The organism is Streptomyces sp. NPDC017520 (assembly GCF_044329855.1).
Taxonomy (GTDB): domain Bacteria; phylum Actinomycetota; class Actinomycetes; order Streptomycetales; family Streptomycetaceae; genus Streptomyces.
Genome location: NZ_JBIRKB010000003.1, coordinates 201,157 through 217,937 on the forward strand (window position 1 = coordinate 201,157; position 16,781 = coordinate 217,937).

19 protein-coding genes and 1 pseudogene are annotated in these 16,781 nt (G+C 72.2%); 11 read left to right on the plus strand and 9 right to left on the minus strand.

The window, feature by feature from the left end; genetic code table 11:
- Window positions 1-5: 5 nt before the first annotated feature.
- Genes ACH4KB_RS08690 through ACH4KB_RS08700 form a run of 3 tightly spaced genes read left to right on the plus strand, consistent with a single transcriptional unit; the run spans window position 6 to window position 2,675 of the window.
- Window positions 6-257, plus strand: a complete 252-nt coding sequence (locus ACH4KB_RS08690) for a lasso peptide biosynthesis PqqD family chaperone (RefSeq protein ID WP_398065003.1) — start codon at window positions 6-8, stop codon at window positions 255-257.
- Complete coding sequence (locus tag ACH4KB_RS08695; protein ID WP_398065005.1) at window positions 254-712, plus strand: lasso peptide biosynthesis B2 protein; 459 nt, start codon at window positions 254-256, stop codon at window positions 710-712. The genes ACH4KB_RS08690 and ACH4KB_RS08695 overlap by 4 nt, the downstream gene beginning before the upstream one ends.
- Complete coding sequence (locus tag ACH4KB_RS08700; protein WP_398065007.1) at window positions 678-2,675, plus strand: ABC transporter transmembrane domain-containing protein; 1,998 nt, start codon at window positions 678-680, stop codon at window positions 2,673-2,675. The genes ACH4KB_RS08695 and ACH4KB_RS08700 overlap by 35 nt, the downstream gene beginning before the upstream one ends.
- Window positions 2,676-2,679: 4 nt before the next feature.
- Here the strand turns inward: ACH4KB_RS08700 and ACH4KB_RS08705 are convergent, their stop codons facing one another.
- Both ACH4KB_RS08705 and ACH4KB_RS08710 read right to left on the minus strand, forming a co-directional pair.
- Window positions 2,680-3,267: a Uma2 family endonuclease gene (locus ACH4KB_RS08705; RefSeq protein ID WP_398065009.1), complete on the minus strand. Its 588-nt coding sequence runs from the start codon at window positions 3,265-3,267 to the stop codon at window positions 2,680-2,682.
- 56 nt (window positions 3,268-3,323) lie between these two features.
- A complete protein-coding gene (locus ACH4KB_RS08710; protein ID WP_398065011.1) occupies window positions 3,324-4,142 on the minus strand; it encodes a hypothetical protein in 819 nt (272 codons plus the stop codon).
- Between the two features lie 375 nt (window positions 4,143-4,517).
- On the opposite strand from ACH4KB_RS08710, the gene ACH4KB_RS08715 reads away from it, so the two are divergent.
- From ACH4KB_RS08715 to ACH4KB_RS08730, 4 genes are all read left to right on the plus strand, one after another.
- Entirely contained in the window at window positions 4,518-5,363 is an 846-nt protein-coding gene (locus ACH4KB_RS08715; RefSeq protein WP_398065013.1) for a hypothetical protein, read from the plus strand.
- A 101-nt stretch (window positions 5,364-5,464) separates the two neighbouring features.
- Window positions 5,465-5,965: a SigE family RNA polymerase sigma factor gene (locus ACH4KB_RS08720; protein WP_398065015.1), complete on the plus strand. Its 501-nt coding sequence runs from the start codon at window positions 5,465-5,467 to the stop codon at window positions 5,963-5,965.
- On the plus strand, window positions 5,958-6,455 hold the full coding sequence (locus ACH4KB_RS08725; protein WP_398065017.1) for a hypothetical protein: 498 nt from the start codon (window positions 5,958-5,960) through the stop codon (window positions 6,453-6,455). Before ACH4KB_RS08720 ends, ACH4KB_RS08725 begins: the two co-directional genes overlap by 8 nt.
- Before the next feature lie 227 nt (window positions 6,456-6,682).
- On the plus strand, window positions 6,683-7,978 hold the full coding sequence (locus ACH4KB_RS08730) for a mannosyltransferase family protein (RefSeq protein ID WP_398065019.1): 1,296 nt from the start codon (window positions 6,683-6,685) through the stop codon (window positions 7,976-7,978).
- A gap of 47 nt (window positions 7,979-8,025) precedes the next feature.
- On the opposite strand, the gene ACH4KB_RS08735 is transcribed toward ACH4KB_RS08730, so the two are convergent.
- Entirely contained in the window at window positions 8,026-8,964 is a 939-nt protein-coding gene (locus ACH4KB_RS08735; protein ID WP_398065021.1) for an NAD(P)-dependent oxidoreductase, read from the minus strand.
- 140 nt (window positions 8,965-9,104) lie between these two features.
- Between ACH4KB_RS08735 and ACH4KB_RS08740 the strand changes: the two genes are divergently transcribed.
- Entirely contained in the window at window positions 9,105-9,431 is a 327-nt protein-coding gene (locus tag ACH4KB_RS08740) for a winged helix-turn-helix transcriptional regulator (RefSeq protein ID WP_398065023.1), read from the plus strand.
- A gap of 80 nt (window positions 9,432-9,511) precedes the next feature.
- On the opposite strand, the gene ACH4KB_RS08745 is transcribed toward ACH4KB_RS08740, so the two are convergent.
- Window positions 9,512-9,769 (minus strand): hypothetical protein, encoded by a 258-nt coding sequence (locus ACH4KB_RS08745; RefSeq protein WP_398065612.1) that lies wholly within the window; start codon window positions 9,767-9,769, stop codon window positions 9,512-9,514.
- Here ACH4KB_RS08745 and ACH4KB_RS08750 point away from each other — a divergent pair.
- A pseudogene (locus ACH4KB_RS08750) lies at window positions 9,702-9,878 on the plus strand (helix-turn-helix domain-containing protein); the annotation flags it as partial. The gene ACH4KB_RS08745 and the pseudogene ACH4KB_RS08750 sit on opposite strands and share 68 nt — an antisense overlap.
- A 50-nt stretch (window positions 9,879-9,928) precedes the next feature.
- Here the strand turns inward: ACH4KB_RS08750 and ACH4KB_RS08755 are convergent.
- The 5 genes from ACH4KB_RS08755 to ACH4KB_RS08775 form a co-directional block, all read right to left on the minus strand.
- Complete coding sequence (locus ACH4KB_RS08755; protein ID WP_398065025.1) at window positions 9,929-12,097, minus strand: tetratricopeptide repeat protein; 2,169 nt, start codon at window positions 12,095-12,097, stop codon at window positions 9,929-9,931.
- Window positions 12,094-12,492, minus strand: a complete 399-nt coding sequence (locus tag ACH4KB_RS08760; RefSeq protein WP_398065027.1) for a hypothetical protein — start codon at window positions 12,490-12,492, stop codon at window positions 12,094-12,096. The genes ACH4KB_RS08755 and ACH4KB_RS08760 overlap by 4 nt, the downstream gene beginning before the upstream one ends.
- A gap of 95 nt (window positions 12,493-12,587) precedes the next feature.
- Window positions 12,588-13,196, minus strand: a complete 609-nt coding sequence (locus ACH4KB_RS08765; protein ID WP_398065029.1) for a DUF6879 family protein — start codon at window positions 13,194-13,196, stop codon at window positions 12,588-12,590.
- Entirely contained in the window at window positions 13,189-13,458 is a 270-nt protein-coding gene (locus tag ACH4KB_RS08770) for a hypothetical protein (RefSeq protein WP_398065031.1), read from the minus strand. The genes ACH4KB_RS08765 and ACH4KB_RS08770 overlap by 8 nt, the downstream gene beginning before the upstream one ends.
- Window positions 13,459-13,585: 127 nt before the next feature.
- Complete coding sequence (locus ACH4KB_RS08775) at window positions 13,586-14,287, minus strand: TetR/AcrR family transcriptional regulator (RefSeq protein ID WP_398065033.1); 702 nt, start codon at window positions 14,285-14,287, stop codon at window positions 13,586-13,588.
- 115 nt (window positions 14,288-14,402) lie between these two features.
- On the opposite strand from ACH4KB_RS08775, the gene ACH4KB_RS08780 reads away from it, so the two are divergent.
- Together ACH4KB_RS08780 and ACH4KB_RS08785 are read left to right on the plus strand one after the other, a co-directional pair.
- On the plus strand, window positions 14,403-15,359 hold the full coding sequence (locus ACH4KB_RS08780; RefSeq protein WP_398065035.1) for an NAD(P)-dependent alcohol dehydrogenase: 957 nt from the start codon (window positions 14,403-14,405) through the stop codon (window positions 15,357-15,359).
- A gap of 178 nt (window positions 15,360-15,537) precedes the next feature.
- Complete coding sequence (locus tag ACH4KB_RS08785) at window positions 15,538-16,653, plus strand: hypothetical protein (protein ID WP_398065037.1); 1,116 nt, start codon at window positions 15,538-15,540, stop codon at window positions 16,651-16,653.
- Window positions 16,654-16,781 lie beyond the last annotated feature (128 nt).

Genomic DNA, 16,781 nt, shown 5'->3' on the forward strand with positions numbered 1-16,781 from the left:
ATCCGATGAAGCTCAGAAAAGGCATCGCCGTCACGACCACCGAGTACGGCGGCGTCCTCCTCGACGAGAAGGACGGCAGCTACTGGCAGTTGAACGACACCGGGGTCATCGTCGTCGACACCCTCGCCTCGGGACACACCCCCGAGATCGCCGTGGAGCGGATTCTCGCCGACTTCGACGTCGAGCGGGCCGAGGCGGAGTCGGATGTGGCGGAGCTGACCAGCAGGCTCGTCGAGGCGAGGATCCTGCACCCATGACCACCGAGATGACGATGCCGCGCCGGGGCGCGGGGGCGGGCGGGTTACGGCTGCGCACGGCCATCGCCGCCGCGTTCGTCCTGGCCCGCCTCAAGCCGGGGCGGCTGCGCCGGGTGCTGGCCGGGTGCGCCCGGGGTGCCCGCCCGGCCTCGTACGCGGAGACGCTGGAGGTGCTGGAGGCGGTCGTCACCACCAGCCGCCGCTGCGCGGGCCGTTACGGCTGCCTGCCCCGCTCGGTCGCCGTCGCCCTGGCCTGCCGGATGTCCGGTGTCTGGCCCGACTGGTGCGCGGGGGTGCGGGCGGCTCCGCCGTTCTCCCCGCATGCTTGGGTGCAGGCGGGGGGCCGTACGGTCGGCGAGCAGGCGGAACCGGCGGATCTGCGTCCCTTGATGGTGGTGACGGCAGACGGAGGGGGCCCGGGTGGGCACGGTAGCGGGGACGAAGGACGCGGATGAGGGCCACGGGCCCGAGGGGTTGACGGACGCGGATGAGGGCCACGGGCCCGAGGGGCTGACGGGCGGGGACGAGGGCCGCGTGCCCGAGGGGACGACGGACGCGGATGAGGGCCACGGGCCCGAGGGGCTGACGGGCGGGGACGAGGGCCGCGTGCCCGAGGGGACGACGGACGGGAGCGGCCGGCCTGAGGGGCCCGTCGAGAGGTCCGCCAAGGGCGAGCCGGGTGCGGGCCCGTCCCCTCTCCGGCTTCTCCTCTCCCGGGTCCGTCCGCACCGGGGCGTCCTCGTCCGCGCGGGTCTTCTCTCGCTCGCCGGTTCCGGGGCGGGCCTCGCCATGCCGCTGATGGCGAAGCACGCGGTCGACGCGTTCGCCGCGGACCGCTCGCCCGCGGGACCGCTCGTCGCGCTGACCGCGCTCGTGCTGGTGGGAGCCTGCCTCTCCGCGTACGGGCGCTATCTCATGTCCCGTACGGGAGAAGGCGTCGTCCTCCGCGCACGCGATCAACTCGTGGGCCGGATCATGCGGTTGAAGGTTCCGGCGGTGGACCGGCTGACCCCGGGCGACCTCCAGTCGCGGGTGACCAGCGACACGACCCTCCTGCGGACGGTTCTCTCCAGCGGCCTGGTCGAGTCGTTCAACAGCGTGCTGATGCTGCTGGGGACGATCGGCTTCATGGCGTACATGGACCTGACGCTGCTCGGCGTGACGCTGGTGGTGATCGTCGGCATCGGCGCCGTGACCTCGCTGCTGATGCCGCGCATTCAGCGGGCCCAGCTCCGCGCCCAGGAGTCCGTGGGCGCGATGGGCGCGGCACTGGACCGGGTGCTCCAGGCGTTCCGCACGGTCAAGGCGAGCGGGGCGGAGGAGCGGGAGACGGCGGCCGTCGCGGAGGCCGCCCGGCACGCGCACGACCGGGGCGTCTCGGTGGCGCGGTGGTCGTCGGTCTCCGACGTCACCATGGCGATGTCGATCCAGCTGGCGTTCCTGGCGGTGCTGGGCGTGGGCGGCGCACGGGTCGCGTCCGGCTCGCTGGAGATCTCGTCGCTGATCGCGTTCCTGCTCTACCTCTTCTACCTGATGGGCCCGATCGGCGGTCTGGTCGAGGGCTGGACGGGCTTGCAGAGCGGGCTCGCGGCGGTGCGCAGGATCGACGAGGTCGAGTCGCTGCCCGGCGAACCGGCCGCCGATCCCGGAGCCGTACGGCAGGAGATCCCCGCGACCCCGCTCGGCGTCACGTTCCAGGACGTGACGTTCGGTTACGGGGACGAGCGCGCGCCCGCGCACAAGGGGGTGACGTTCGACGTTCCGACCGGCGGTCTGGTCGCGCTGGTGGGCCCGTCCGGGGCGGGCAAGTCCACGGTGTTCAGCCTGCTGGAACGCTTCTACGACCACGACGGCGGCACGATCACGGTCGCCGGACGGGACATCCGCGACTGGCCGCTGGCCGAGCTGCGCGGCTCGCTGGCGTATGTGGAACAGGACGCGCCGGTCCTGGCCGGGACGCTGCGGGAGAACCTCCTCTTCGCCGCCCCGGACGCCGAGGAGAAGGCGGTGAGGGAGGCGGTGGCCCGCACCCGCCTGGACAGCCTGGTCGACCGGCTGCCGGAGGGACTGGACACGGCGGTGGGCCACCGGGGCGTCACCCTCTCCGGCGGCGAACGCCAGCGGATAGCCATCGCCCGGGCCCTGCTGCGCCGCCCCCGCCTGCTGCTGCTCGACGAGGTGACCTCGCAGCTGGACGCGGTCAACGAGCAGGCGCTGCGCGACGTGATCCTCGAACTGGCGGAGCACACCACGGTGCTGGTCATCGCCCACCGACTCTCCACCGTCCGGCACGCGGACCGCATCGTGGTCCTGGAGGACGGCCGGGTCCGCACGTCGGGCACGCACGAGGAGCTGATCGCCGGGGACGACCTGTACCGCGAACTGGCGACCACCCAGCTCGCGGCCGAGGTGCGGTGAGGCTTCAGCGGGCGTAGTCCTTGAGCTCCTCGGTGTCCAGGGTGATATCGACGGGGCCGGGGAGGGGGACGGCGTCGCCGTAGTCGTACGAGTGTTGCTGCCGGTAGCGGCCCTTGTCGGGCTCGCTGTGGACGACGAGGGTGTCGTGGTCGCGGTCGACCAGGAGATAGACCGGGATGCCCGCTGCGGCGTACCCGTCACGCTTCTCCGTGCGATCACGGCTGTCGGTGTCGTGGTCGTGCGACGTCACTTCGACGGTCATGAGGATGCGGTCGGGGTTCGACCACTCGCCGTCACCCGCGAAGCGGCCCGCGCGGGCCAGAGTGCCGTCCGGGCGGGCGCGGCCGTTCCGGTATCCGCCGATCCGCAGCCCGCGTTCGCGGTACAACCGCAGATCCGGCTGGAGCCGCATGCACTGCATCGCGACCCACATGATGATCTCGTCGTGATCCCCGTCCGGCACGGGCTTGACCTCCAGCTTTCCGTTGATGAGCTCAAGCGTCACGGTTTCGGGGGATGTGCGGGCGAGCTGCTCGAACTCCTCGACGGACATCTGGGCGTGTGGTGCGTGATCGGCGGTGCTGGGGGTCATGGCGTCGCCTCCTCCCCTCCATCGTGCCCTGTCCGGTCTGGGGGTGAGCTGCACGGTCATCGGTATGTCCTTTCGGACCGGGGGATCAGGCCCGCCCTGACGGCGTTCATCCGGTCCCGTACGCCGGTCGGCTGCACGGCCCCCGGCGGGCCGACCGGCGGTTGCGGGGACGGTCCCCGGCACGGCCGGCAGAGGCCGCCGAGCAGCGCTTCGGGCGCGCCGGGGGCCCCGCACTCGCCGCACTCCAGGGTGCGCAGGACCGTACGGGGGTGGGGCAGGACCCGTTCGGGCGGCAGCTTGTCGCGCAGCCGCCGTTCGACGAGGCGGGCGGCGCAGTGGACGGGCGACGGCAGCCCGCCGGTGAGGGCGTGCAGCAGCTCGGCCTCCGTGGCGCCCCGCGCGAACCACTCGCTGACCTGCGGTTCCAGGTGTACGCAGTCGGCTGCGGACAGCGTCAGCGCGGGGGCGGTCCGGCCGAGCGCCGCCAGCAGGATGAACGCCCGCGAACGGGTGGGCCGCCGGGGCTCGTCCGGCGGGGCGTCACCCCGGGTGAAGGCGTTCCACCAGTCGTCCTCGCGTGCGGTGCGGGAGAAGAAGGTGCGGGTCACCCAGAGCATGACCTCGTCGGTGATCACGCACTCGCTGCCGCGCCGCAGATGTCCCGCGTCCTGGAGCCGGTTGAGGGTCGTGCCCAGGGCGCACTGGCCGTACGGCAGGTGTTTGGCCAGGGTCTTCACGGAGATGTCGGAGCCGTCGGGCAGCCGGTCGATGTAGGCGGCGACGGCGGCGTCGCGGGGGAGGAGGTGGGCGAAGTCCCGGTCGGTGCGGGGGCGTTCGCCGGGGGCGGAGCGCTTGCCGTAGCCGGGGTTGGCCATGGGGTGGGGGTGCGCGGCGGGGCCTGTGGGCGGGCTCGCGGCACCGGTCTCGGGCGAGGTCTCGCGCGGGGCGCGGTGGGCATCACTAAACTGGCTGGCAGCCATGGGGATCGTGTTCTTTCGAGTTGGGGCGATCTTCGGTGGTCAGACCCCTGTCGGTGTTGGAGCACCGGTGGGGGTCGACTTTTTGGTCCAGGTCCTGCGCACGCTAGAGCCTGGCGACCGTGTGTCGCAACTCGATCACAAACTGTCAACTTCGCAGCCAGGGTGGGCGGGTGGGTGGGACAACTGACCCATCCACCCCATCCTTGTTAAGAGCGCTCGGATCTCACGGCTTGAGCTTCGGGAGGTCGAAGCGGAACGGGAGGGGGCGGCATGACGGACACAGAGGGCGCGGGTACGGGTGCGAGTACGGGCGCGGGTACGGGCGCGGGTGCGGGCGCGAGTGCGGAGCTGACGGACCGGCTCGCGGCCGAGGTCGACTGGGCGAAGGTGATCGACCCCTATATCCCCGGGCCGGACGGACAGTACGGGCCGGACCTGCTGGAGCGGCTCTGGTCGCCCGACCTGCTAACGGCCGATGACGCCCAAGCCACCCTCCACTTCGTGTGCTGCGGCGACGGCAGTTCGCTGTGGCCCGCGGCGCCCGAGGTGCTTCCGTTCCTCGTCGAGGCCGTCCGGGACCCGGCCGTGGCCGTGCGAGTGCGTACGCAGATCCTGGAGACGCTCGCCGTTCTCGCCCGCGCCGGGAACGGCGCCCGCACCGCGGGGTCCGGCCCGAAGTCCGGCGGACGGTGGTGCACCGCGCCCGCCGCCTGGCCCGCCGCCTGGGAGCGGGCGGTCGACGCGCTGCTGCCGCTCCTCGCCGACGACGTAGAAGGCGACGAAGACGTCCGGGCCGGAGTGGCCGCCGTACTCGCACGGGCCACCCACCGGGCGGACGACCTCATCGGCCGCTTCCTCGCCCGGTTCGAGGACGAGCCCCGCCTGTCGGCGGCGGAGCAACTCGTGCTGGCCGTGGGCGAACTGGCCCCTCACGCGGTGGCGCGGCGCGCGGACGCCGTCGCCTGGCTGCGGGAGCGGACGACCGACGCCGGGAAGGGCGAGGAGCCCGACATGGACGACGACATCGAGGCGTGGCTCGCCTGGATGGACCAGCACGGGCACGATGTCCGGCCGGCCGCGACCGTCGCGCTGCGCCGCGCCCTCCCACCGCTGTGACGCTGTGACGACCGTCACCCCTGATTCCTCCTGGGTAGTGTCGACCGGATGACCTGCGGCGGGCGTATACCCGGTGAAGCGAAAGAGTCCGGGAGCAACTTTTGACCGTCGAGGAGTTCGAAGAGTTCTACGCCCGGGCGGTCGCCCGTCTCACGGGCCAGCTGTACGTGATGACCGGCGACCTCCAGGAGGCGCAGGACGTCGTGCAGGAGGCGTTCGTCAAGGCGTGGGTCCGGCGCGGCCGGCTGGACCGCGACGGCGGCCCCGAGGCGTGGATCCGTACGGTCGCCTGGCGGCTGGCGGTGAGCCGTTGGCGTTTCCGGCGGCGTTCGGCGGACGCCTGGAGCCGGGGGAGCGGCGCGCCCGGACACGTGGAGCCGCCGGACCCGGGCCATGTGGTCCTGGTCGAGGCGCTCCGGGAACTGGCCCCGCAGCAGCGGCGGACGCTGACCCTGCACTACCTGTGCGACCTCACGGTCGAGCAGATCGCCGGGGAGACCGGGCTTTCCGGCAGCACGATCAAGACGCATCTGGTTCGCGGACGGGCGGCGCTCGCCCACCGTCTGCGGGACCCCCGCATCGAGGAGGCCCCTGATGTCTGACCCGCGGGATCCGTTGCGGTCCCTGTTCCGGGAGGCCGGTGAGTTCGGGCAGACCCGCTCCGACGCGGACGACGCGTCGAGCATCACGCGACGAGGAATGCGCGCACAGCGATGCCGGATGGCCCTGGTGGCGGTGGGCGTGTGCCTGGTCGTCGGCGGGGGCGGCGCGGTCGCGGTGGGCCTGCTGCCGGTCCGGCCGCAGCCGGTCGCCCCGGCCACGGTCCCGTCGCCCAGCTATCCGTCGCCCGTGCCGTCGGACCGGCTGTCGAAGCAGCCGCCGTCCCTGCCGCCGACGCCGAGCACCACGCTGCCGGGGGACGGGTCCACCGGGCCGGGCGGAGCGCCGACAGGTATGAGCACGGGGGCGAGCACGGGCACGGGCTGGGAGACGAGCCCAGGTACGACGCGGCTGCCGCCCACGTCCAAGCCATCGACGACGACCGATGGGGCGACCGATGGGGCGACCGACGGGGCGACGTCGATGCCCTGACGCCCCGGCTGATGGCGCTGCCCGCCGGCGTACCCGACAGCCCGGGTCCGTCCGAGTCCGTCCGAGTCCGTCCGAGCCCGCCTGGGTCCGCCCGGGTCCGTCCGAGCCCGCACGGGTCCGCCCTTTCCCCTTCCTCCCCGCCCCGGCGATCTCACCGGGCGATCCCTTACGCCTCGACGTATCCGCGTATCCGCGTATCCGCGAGGCACGCCCGAAAGGTGCCTCAGTTGTCCACGCTCTCCCCCGGGCTGCGGCCTTCCGACGACCGCCCCGTACCACCCGAGCCCCGGACGCCCTCCCGCCCCGGGCAACGGATCGCCGAACCGGCCGAGCCCCGGGCGGGGCGGCTCCGGCGGGTGGCGGCCCGCCTGACCCCTGCCGACCGCGCCGTGCTGTGGCTCTACCTCCTGACCCGAATATCCCTGTGGATCACGGCCCACTTCGCCCGCCGGCTGTTCCCGGCCCGCCCCGACACGCGGGAGGCGGCGCCCGTACTCGCGTCCTTCCAGCGGTGGGACGCGAACCACTACCTCCACATAGCGCGCGACGGCTACTTCCCCGCGGGCACGGGTCCGTGGACGAACGGCTGGGACAACCGGGAGGCGTTCTTCCCGGGCTATCCCTTCCTGCTCCGTGCCGTGCACACGGTGGTGCCGGACTGGACGGCGGCCGGGCTGCTGATCTCGTTCGTCGCGGGGGCGGTGGCCGTACTGGCCCTGGCCCGTATCGCGCGGGCGTATCTGCCGGAGGACGCGGGGGGCCGCCGTACGGCTGTGCTCTTCCTGCTCTCGCCCTGCGCGGTGTTCCTGGCCGCCGGCTACACGGAGGCGTTGTTCCTCGCGTTCGCCCTGCCCGCCTGGCTCGCCGCCGTGCGGCACCGCTGGGCGCTCGCCGCCGTGCTGACGGCGCTGGCGACGACGGTGCGCGTCAGCGGCCTGTTCCTCGCCGCCGCCATCGCCCTGCTCTTCGCGCTGGCCGTCTGGGAGAAGCGGGACCAGCAGCGGGACGAGCAGGGCCGGCGGAGTCTGCGAGCGGCGGGCTGGATGCTGCTTCCGGCGCTGCCCCCGGTCGTGTACAGCTGGTATCTGCACGCGCACACCGGCGACTGGATGGCCTGGAAGCACGCGCAGGAACGCGGCTGGTACCGGACGTTCCACACCCCGTGGGAGGCGTGGTCGAACACGTGGAACGCGGCGTTCGGCCCCACGCAGACGACCGGCTACGCGCTCATGTTCCAGGCGGAAATCGTGGCGATGCTGGTGGGGCTCGCGCTGGTGGGCGTACTCCTGTACCGCCGCCGCTGGCCCGAGGCGCTGTACGTGGCCCTCAGCCTCTGGGCCCTGGGCACCTCGTACTGGTACACGTCCATCCCGCGCGCGACCCTGCTGTGGTGGCCGCTGTGGATCGGTCTGGCGGCGCTGAGCCTGCGGAGACCGTGGTTCAGGACGGCGTACCTGAGCGTGGCCGTGCCGGTGACGACGCTCGTCGCGCTGACGTTCCTGACGGGGAGGTGGGCGGGGTGAGCACGGCCCGCCTGCGGCGCCCGTGCGGATGACGATCCCCGCCGCGGCTATGCGGCGCGCCGGGGCCGGGGCTCCTTGAGGATCTCCGTCAGCGCCGCGATGCTCTGCGTCCCGTAACCGGCCTCCACCGCCCGCTCCAGCAGCGCGTGGAACGGCCTGTGCCACTCCACGTCGAGGCCCGCCTCCTTTCCGAGCTCCGCGTCGTGCGCGGCCGCGGCCACGAAGACGTTCACCGACGACAGCGGTTCGCTGTAGTCGCCGCTGTCGATCTCCCGGGCCAGCACGGGCAGTACCGAAGCGATCATCGCCAGCCACCGTTCGGTGAACCGCACCATCGAAGCCGCCTCCAGGCCACGTGCCTGGAGCGCCGCCGCTCCCTGGAAGAAGCCGACGAGGGCGGGCAGCAGCGTGCCGCCCACCGCCATCTCGTACAGGGCGGCGAGGTCCGGGTCGGCGCCGAGATACACGGTGTCCCCGCCCAGCACCCGCAGTACCGGTTCGTGCGCGGTGAAGACCGTGGCGTTGCCGCTGTAGTAGAGGAGCGTGTCGGCGGCGCCCACCGCCGGCGGTACGTCCTTGATCGCACCGCTGAGGAAGCGTGCGCCGTGCCCTCGCGCCCACTCCGCCGTACGGCGGGCACCGTCCGGGGAACCGCTGTTGAGCGTCACGAGGTCCCGGCCCTTCAGCGCGGCGGCCGCCGGTTCCAGGGCCTCGATGGTGTCCTCGTACGTCGTCAGGCAGGTGAGCACGAGCGGGCTCGCCGCGACGGCCTCCGCCACGGTCTCCGGATGTGCGGCGCCCTGGGCGACGAGCGGGGCAGCCCGCGACGCGGTTCTGTTCCACACCGTGGTCGGGTGCCCCGCCGCCAGGAAGGCCGCCGCCAGTGCGCTGCCCATCGCGCCCAGTCCGATGACGGTCACGGGGGTCTGGTGCTGGGGCGGGGGCGGGGGCTGGGGCTGGTGCTCGTGTTCGTTTCGCGTGGACATCTTCCGCTCCTGTTGGGGGAGGTGGGGCGGCCCGGTGGGTCCGGGCTCCGGTGATCTCCATGCTGTGGTGGCACGATAGATTGCACAAGTACCGACATTTTTGTTCGGTACCCACACTCTTGTCAGTGGGAAGAAGGGACATGCCGAGGTACACCTGCGGATTCGACGCCGCCATCGCCGTCATGGGCGGAAAATGGAAAGGGCTGATTCTCTTCTGGCTCGGCGAGGAAGAGCGGTTGCGCTTCGGGGAGTTGCGGCGGACGGTCGCCGGAATCAGCGAGCGGATGCTGACGCTGCAACTGCGCGAACTGGAGGCGGCCGGGCTCGTCCACCGAGAGGTGCATGAGCAGGTGCCGCCCAAAGTGGAGTACTCGCTGACCGACTTCGGCCGCTCCCTGGTCGCCGCGCTGATGCCGCTCGGTGAGTGGGGCGAGGAGCACATGGAGCGCCTCGAAGACCTGCCGTGACCGGCTGCGGCAAGCACTCGGGCACTCAGCACTCGGCCACTCGGCCACTCGGCCACTCGGCCACTCGGCCACTCACGGACTCAGCCTTCGGGGTAGAAGACGAAGAGCGTGCAGCCCGACGTCGTCTGCGGGATGTGCCACGAGCCGGCGGGAGCGTGGATGAACGAGCAGTACGCCGCGCCGCCCCACCCCTCCCAGGTCGACGGCTCGCTGGCGCCGCTCGTCGAGTGGGCGACGGGCAGACTCGACGAACCGCTGACCGTCGAGGACCTGGCCGTACATGCCGGTTGCTCCGCTCGAACCCTGGCCCGTCGTTTCACCGAGCAGCTCGGTACCAGCCCGGGACGGTGGCTGCTCGCCCAACGGATCGTCGCGGCCCGCGAGCTGTTGGAGTCGTCCGATCTCCCGGTGGACACCGTCGCCCGCCGCGTCGGGCTCTCCTCGGCCACCAACCTCCGCAGGCGTTTCCTCGACGCCCTGGGCACGACGCCGGGCGCCTACCGCCGGGCGTTCCGTGCGGAGGTGCGCCGGCGTTCCGCGAGGCGATCCAACGACCACAGGGTCCATGGATGCCCGGCCCCCAGTACGCGCTTCCGCGTATCCGCCACCAACTCCGCCTGCTCTGCCGACTCCTGGGACTGCCCCAGCTCTGCGAGTACGCGGCTCAGCAGGGAACGGGCGGCGAGAGTCTTCGGATGGTCGACTCCATAGGTGTGCTCGGAGCCCGTGACCACGTTGCGGACAAGAGGCAGGGCCTGGGACTGGCGGTCGGCTGTGACCAAGGCGAAGCCGTGGTTCAGTTCGGCGTCCAGGGTGATGGGGTGGCCGGGGCCGACCTCGCTGCGACAGTCCGTCACCAAGGCGGCTCCGGCGTCCGGATGTGTGTCGGGACCGGCGGTGAACTCCAACAGGTACGTCCGTGCGATGAGTGTGGACGGGTGGGTCGGGCCGAGCAGGGCGGTCCGCCCCTCGACCGCGCGCCGCACCAGCGCCACCGCCTCGTCCTTCCGATCGAGAACCCAGGCGAGCACCGGGGACAGCCCGGCGCAGCTCTCCAGTGTTTCGACGGCGCTCGCTCCGAACACGGCGGTGCAGTCGGCCAGGGCGAGGCGATGGGCCGCCTCCGCCTCCTCGTACCGCCCGAGCCGGTAGAGGGACCGGCCCACGCGCTGGCGGAGCGCGATCACCGCAGGGTGGGTCGCCTCCAGCACCCGCGTCCCGCGGGCCACCGCTTCCTGCGCCACCGACAGGGCCGACGCGTAGTCCCCGGCTCGATGGAGCGCGACCGCCAGCCGCAACGTGCACTCCAGTACGCGTATCAGGGCCGCCGGTCCCACCCCCGTCCACCGGGTCGCCCGCCGCAGCGATGCCAGGGTGTGCGGTACGTACGGGGCGAGGGGCGGATCCTCACGCGCCCACGGTCGGGACAACTCCGGCACGACCGCACTGAGCAGCTCTGCGGCCGTGCTCACCAGCACGTCGTGCTGATCGGCCGGGGCACTGCGGGCGATGCTGTCCAGCAGTACGCCATGGGTGCGCAGACAGCGGGGCGGGCCGGGGACCAGACGGGTGAGGGAGTGGTCGAGCAGGCCGCGCAGCGCCGACTCCACCCGCGCCCGGGGCACGACCGCATCGATGTCCGACCCGGTGAGCAGATGGAGCGGCAGAGGGTCGTGGGACCAGCAGCTGAGCAACCGGACCAGGACGGTGGCTTCCGGCAGCCCCTGGTCATGCAGTGCGTTCAGCGACAGTTCCCAGGTGGTGCTGGCGAGATGGCGGGAGGCGTCACCGCCGCTGTACGAGACCCCTTGGTCCAGGAGCGCGATGGGGTCCGTCTCGTTGCCCCGGTCGAGCGCCCGCCCGTACTCCGCCATGCTCCACGGACTGATCACCTGATGCGCCAGAAAGCCACCAGCGAGGGTGAGCGCCAGTGGCAGCCTGCCCAGCCGATCGGCGATCTCGGCCGCTTCCTCCGCCGTGCCCCTCTCCGGCGCGAGATCGCACAGCACTTGGGCTGCGTCCTCGCGCGGCAGTACCCCGACGTGATGAAGGGTCGCACCGGGCCACCAATGGGCGGCGACCTGGCGGGTGGTGACCAGAGTGATGCCGCGCGGACTGGTGCGCAGCCAGTTGCCCTCGCGCAGGATGGCCGGGTTGTCGGCGTTGTCGATCACCAGTAACCAGGGCTGGTCGGAACGGTCCAGCCGCTCCCACACCAGGTCCGCGGCCGCGCGCAGCCCGTTACGCGCAGCGGCGAGCTCGCCTTCGCCCGCGCCGCGGTCTGCGGCGACAGCGAGCATTCCCGCGCGCAGTGAGGCCAGGTCGGGAGCGTTCACCCAGAGGCCGGCCCGGCCGCCTTCGGCGGTCGCGATGCGAAAGGCCTCCGAGGCGACGGCGGTCTTTCCGCATCCGCCCAGGCCGTGAAGTACGTAGACCTGCTCCGCTCCACCATCCTCCATGGCCGACCGCAGTTGCGTCATCAGCTCCAGTCGGTCGCGCAGGACGACCGGTGCGCGCCCTACCGCCGGCTGCCGCACGGAATCAGGAGCGGACCCGACGGGGAACGCCGCTTGTCCGTGGTGGTGGTGCTCGGTGATGTGCTGGTCGCCGGCGCTCTGGAAGACGCGGCCGCTGCCCTCCGCCCGCCCCTCGGTCGAGCCGTTCACCGTTCGGTGATGTGCTGGTCCCGGCCGGCCTGGTAGACCCTGGAGTGGCCGCCGACCGTGGCATGTTGTGAGACGGTCGTGGCGGGTGCTGAAGCGCCGGGTGCGAGCTCGTCGAGGAGCCTTCGAAGCTCCTCCGCGGCCTCTGGCCGGTCGATCAACAACCGCCGGATCCGGCCCTGCCACTCGGCGGCGAGTTCACCTTCGGCGGTGGCGTCGGCGGCCAGATCCTCCCGCGTGTTGCCGAGTTCGGCGGCCACCGCATCAGCTCGCTCGGGTCGAGCCCGCTGCCAGAGGGCGACGAACCCGTCCCTGGTGTGCTCCCAAGCGTCGGTCGCCATCAGACCGACGAGTGTCACGCTCGCGCTCTGGGCGAGCGCGACCAGCTCCGGGTTCATGACGCGGGCTCCTAACGGTGTTGAGGTCGACGTCAGCGGTCGGCGGTCGGCGGTCGGTGGTCGGTGGTCAGCGGCCATCGGCCAGTGGGCTGCGGTCAGTGGACGGTGGGCGGGGCGAGCGGGGCGATCTCCCGTTCGAAGAACTCCGGAAAACCCTCGCCCATCGCGTACAGGGCCTCGAACTCCCGGGTCGTCCGGTTGACCTGGTCGGGGTCGGTGAAGCGACGGGCCCCCGCCCCCTTCAACTCGTCGTCGTAGATCACGGCGTACATCACCGAACGCCCGAGAACGATGACCTCGGGCACCGGCGCATCCCGTTCCAGGTCCGCGATCTTCCGGGCGTCCAGCACACGGATGTCCTCGCCCAGCTCCGACCTGAGCCGGAACACGTTCATCTCCCATTGCAGATACGGGGACACCGGGAACTCCACGACACGAATTCTGCGGAAAGCCAGGCCGCGTCGAGCGGCATCCCGGAAGTAGGCGGCAGTCGCATCCCGCTCGTCCTCGATCAGCCGAAGGGCCCCGGCCCAGTCCCCGGAGGCGAAGGCGTCATAACTGGGAGAGCCCTGCTCCTTGAACGTCTGACCACGCTCGATCTTGGCGAGCAGGCTGATGTCGCTCTGATGGACCCGACCGAAATCGGCGAGGTAGTCAGCTCTTGAGAGGACCTCACCGGCACCGCCGCGGAAGCACTCAAACATCAGGGATGTCCACCTTTGCGGCGACGAGCATCCTGCGGGGAATGACCACGAGACGCTCATCGGGGCCGATGGAGACTCCGTCCGGCAGGCGCGTCCCCAGAGAGCCGGTGAGGTCGCGTCCGATCACGGCGATGTCGCCGTTCTCCAGCTCCCAGATATCCGGGCACTCGGGTCCGGTAGCGGTGGCGCCCAGCTCCAGTGCCGACTTTCCGAGGCGTCTCTTGAAGCCGGTGTCAGGATCAGCTTCCCAGGGTCTGCCCATGCTGCGCCCTCCCCTCCCGAGTGGGTCAACGTATCAGTGACCACCAGGTCAATTCCGGTGTCAAGCAGGCTATTCGGCCTGATCGGGTGAGCCGTGGGGGACAAGGGTTCCGTCCGGGGACGGATGTTCACCCCGTCCCGTAAAGCCGGTTCAACTCCAGCCCCGCAGGCGGCGGGAGAGGGCGGGGCGAAGGGGTGGCCCGGAAGGATTCCAGCAGGTAGCCGACCAGCCGACGGGACGCGGCGGCGGACTCCTGGCCCGCCCCGTTCACCACGCCGCTGTTGGCCAGCAGGACGAGCACCACGTCGGAGACGTCGAAGTCCGGCCGCAGCGCCCCTGCCGCCTTCGCCCGACGTACCAGCAGCGCGAGCCCTTCCTCCGCCCGGTCACGCTCCCCGGCGTACGCCGTCTCGCCCGGGAAGCGGGACAGGAACGCGTGGGTGAAGCCCCGGTCGGCGGCCTGCATCGCGCATACCTTCCGGAACACCGTGCAGAAGCCGCGCCACGGGTCCGGGTCCTCCAGCGCCTCGTCCAGTACGCCCGCGCACTCGGCGAGCTGCTCGGCGAACGCTTCGGTGATCAGCGAGGCCCGGGTGGGGAAGCGCCGGTAGAGGGTGGCGACGCCGACCTCCGCCCGCCGCGCGATCGCGCTCATCGGCACGTCGATGCCGTGCAACGCGTACGCCTCCCGGGCGGCCCGCAGGATGCGCTCCCGGTTCTCCCGCGCGTCCGCCCGCAGGGCGGGGCCACTGGCGGGGCCACTGGCGGCGGGGCCACTGGCGGGGCCGGAGCCGGGGAGGGGGGCGTTGTGAGAGGGCCGAGCCGACATGTCTCTCACTTTACGGTAAATGGAGAGTGTCCTCCGTTTAGCCGCCTACCGTGAAAGGTGAGGGACGAGGGACAGGACGTACCTCGTATCGGCGGAACAGAACAGGACCCCCATCGTGAACGACATGCGTGCGGCGCTCTACGACCGTTACGGACCGCCCGAGGTCCTCTACGAGGGCCGGGTGCCCGTGCCGGTACGCGGGCCGGGCGAGGTGCTCGTGCGCGTCCACGCCGCGAGCGTCAACGGCGGGGAGCTGCACGGCCGCGCCGGGAAGGTCCGCCTGGTCACCGGCCGCCGCTTTCCGCAGCGGACCGGGCTCGACTTCGTGGGCGAGGTCGCCGAGGTGGACGCGGCGGTCACCGGGCTGCGGGCGGGCGACCGGGTCTGGGGCCTCCTGGGGCGCACCTTCGGCAGCGCGGCCGAGTACGTCTCGGTCCGCCCGCGCCAGATCGCGTACGCCCCCGGGAACGTCACCCCGACCGAGGCCGTCTCGCTCCTCGCCGGCGGTACCACTTCCCTCACCGCCCTGCGTGACAAGGCCGGCCTGCGGGCGGGCGAACGCCTCCTCGTGCGCGGGGCCTCCGGCGGCGTCGGCAGCGTCGCCGTCCAGCTCGGCAAGGCCCTCGGCGCACAGGTCACCGGTCTCGCGAGCGCGCAGAACCTCGACTTCGTCCGCGACCTGGGCGCTGACGTGGCCCTGGACCACCGGGCGACGCCCCTGGACGGCCTGGACCGTTACGACGTCATCCTGGACACGGTGGGAACGGAACACCGAGTGCTGCGCCGCCGGTTGGCGCCGCAAGGCCGGTTCGTCTCCATCGCCTTCGACCTCGACCGTCCGGTCCGGAGTGTCGGCTACCTGCTGGGCTCGACCGTGCACGGCCGCCGGCGCGTCCGCTTCTTCAGCGGAAACCCGAAACACCACCTGCTCGCCGAGCTGACGGCCTCCGTGGAACGGGGCGACCTGCGGCCCGTCGTCGACACGGTCCACCCGCTGACGGAGATCGCCGCCGCCCACCGCGCCCTGGAGGCGGGCGGGGTGCGGGGCAAGCACGTGATCGAACTCGTCTGACGGGGCGCTCGCTGTGCGACTTCCGGCGGGCGCGCGGTCGGGGGCGAGGGTCTTCAGACGGTGCGCGGGGTCGTGCCCGCGCCTGTGGTGGACCAGGTGGTGACGATCGGCCGCGCGGGGGAGGCGGTTCGTTCTGACGGTTGATGGCGCCCGCCTCTGCCGGTGCGATGTTCGGTTCATGGAGGCCGAAGCAGAACCAGAGGCAGGGTCCGAGGCGGGCACGAGGGCGCTTCGGCGCGCGTGGTGGCAGCGGTGGCGAAGCCGGGTGGACCGGGCCGCGACCGCCTGGGCGGTGGCGTACGCGGGCTTCGGCCTGGTGGGCGTGGTGTGGGCCACGCCGCTGTTCTCCCTGGGCGACACCCCGGCCTCCCCGGCCCTGAACTGGGCGGTCGTGGGGGTGGGGGTGCTGGCCGCGACGGTCTCCGGCGCGGTGACGCGGTACGGGATGCGGCCGGGCCTGCGCGTACTGCTGTGGGTGACCTGCGTACTGGCCGCGCTTGCCGCGTTCGGCTTGCTGTTGGACATCGTCACGCTGGTCTTCGGCCAGGGCGTGGACAGCGCGCCGGCCGCCGCCAACCACGCCCTGGCGGCGACCGGGTGCCTGCTGCTCGCGGCCACGGCCCGGACCGTCGGCGGCCCGGGCGGCGCGACCGCCGCGATCGTCGCGGCCGCCCCGCCGGCCCCGTCCGCCGCCACCCGGCCCGTGCAACTCGCCGCCTGCGCGGGCACGGTGGCCTTCCTGCCCTATGCGGCGATGAAGATCGTATGGGTGTCCGGGGGCACCTTCGCCGGGAACACCGGCGAGCAGATGCTCGCGATCTCCGAGCACAACGGAGCCTCGGGGATCTGGCTCACCCTGGAGTCCTGGGGCCTGGACGGCACCGTGCTGCTGGCCGCGCTCGGCGTCTTCCTGCTGTGGGGTCTGGTCCGGCCATGGGGCCAGGTCTACCCGCGCTGGACACCGTGGCTGCGCGGCCGGCGCGTCCCCCGCGCGCTCCCTCTCGTCCCGGCCCTCCTGGGTGCCGCGACCCTGGCCCCGTACGGGGTGCTCGGCGGCGGCTACCTCGCTCTGGCCACGGCCGACGTCGTCACGATGAGCCGGGGCGACTTCCCCTCGCCCGGCGACGCGCTGCTGGTCGGCTGGATCGGCATGGTCGCGTTCGGCGTCTACGGATGCGCCCTGATCGCCGCCACCCGTTCGTACTGGATGCGGACCCGGCCCGCCGCCGTTGGCGTCGCCGGTCCCGTTGCCGTTGCGGCTGAGCGCGACAGGCTCCTCCGGACCTCGGGGTGAACAGTCGGACGCCCTCTCCCCGGAGTCGGTGTCAGCGTCGGCGGAAGCGCCAACCAGTCTGTTCCGCAAGGGAGTTGCCGGGCGCTCGTGCCGTGTAGGCGTGATCAGTCCGTGCCGTACCGTTTCGC

Coding starts and splice junctions, on each gene's coding strand:
- ACH4KB_RS08690 (WP_398065003.1), top strand. CDS start 6: ATGAAGCTCAGAAAAGGCATCGCCGTCACGACCACCGAGTACGGCGGC.
- ACH4KB_RS08695 (WP_398065005.1), top strand. CDS start 254: ATGACCACCGAGATGACGATGCCGCGCCGGGGCGCGGGGGCGGGCGGG.
- ACH4KB_RS08705 (WP_398065009.1), bottom strand. CDS start 3,267: ATGACCCCCAGCACCGCCGATCACGCACCACACGCCCAGATGTCCGTC.
- ACH4KB_RS08710 (WP_398065011.1), bottom strand. CDS start 4,142: ATGGCCAACCCCGGCTACGGCAAGCGCTCCGCCCCCGGCGAACGCCCC.
- ACH4KB_RS08715 (WP_398065013.1), top strand. CDS start 4,518: ATGACGGACACAGAGGGCGCGGGTACGGGTGCGAGTACGGGCGCGGGT.
- ACH4KB_RS08725 (WP_398065017.1), top strand. CDS start 5,958: ATGTCTGACCCGCGGGATCCGTTGCGGTCCCTGTTCCGGGAGGCCGGT.
- ACH4KB_RS08735 (WP_398065021.1), bottom strand. CDS start 8,964: ATGTCCACGCGAAACGAACACGAGCACCAGCCCCAGCCCCCGCCCCCG.
- ACH4KB_RS08740 (WP_398065023.1), top strand. CDS start 9,105: ATGCCGAGGTACACCTGCGGATTCGACGCCGCCATCGCCGTCATGGGC.
- ACH4KB_RS08760 (WP_398065027.1), bottom strand. CDS start 12,492: ATGAACCCGGAGCTGGTCGCGCTCGCCCAGAGCGCGAGCGTGACACTC.
- ACH4KB_RS08765 (WP_398065029.1), bottom strand. CDS start 13,196: ATGTTTGAGTGCTTCCGCGGCGGTGCCGGTGAGGTCCTCTCAAGAGCT.
- ACH4KB_RS08770 (WP_398065031.1), bottom strand. CDS start 13,458: ATGGGCAGACCCTGGGAAGCTGATCCTGACACCGGCTTCAAGAGACGC.
- ACH4KB_RS08775 (WP_398065033.1), bottom strand. CDS start 14,287: ATGTCGGCTCGGCCCTCTCACAACGCCCCCCTCCCCGGCTCCGGCCCC.
- ACH4KB_RS08785 (WP_398065037.1), top strand. CDS start 15,538: ATGGAGGCCGAAGCAGAACCAGAGGCAGGGTCCGAGGCGGGCACGAGG.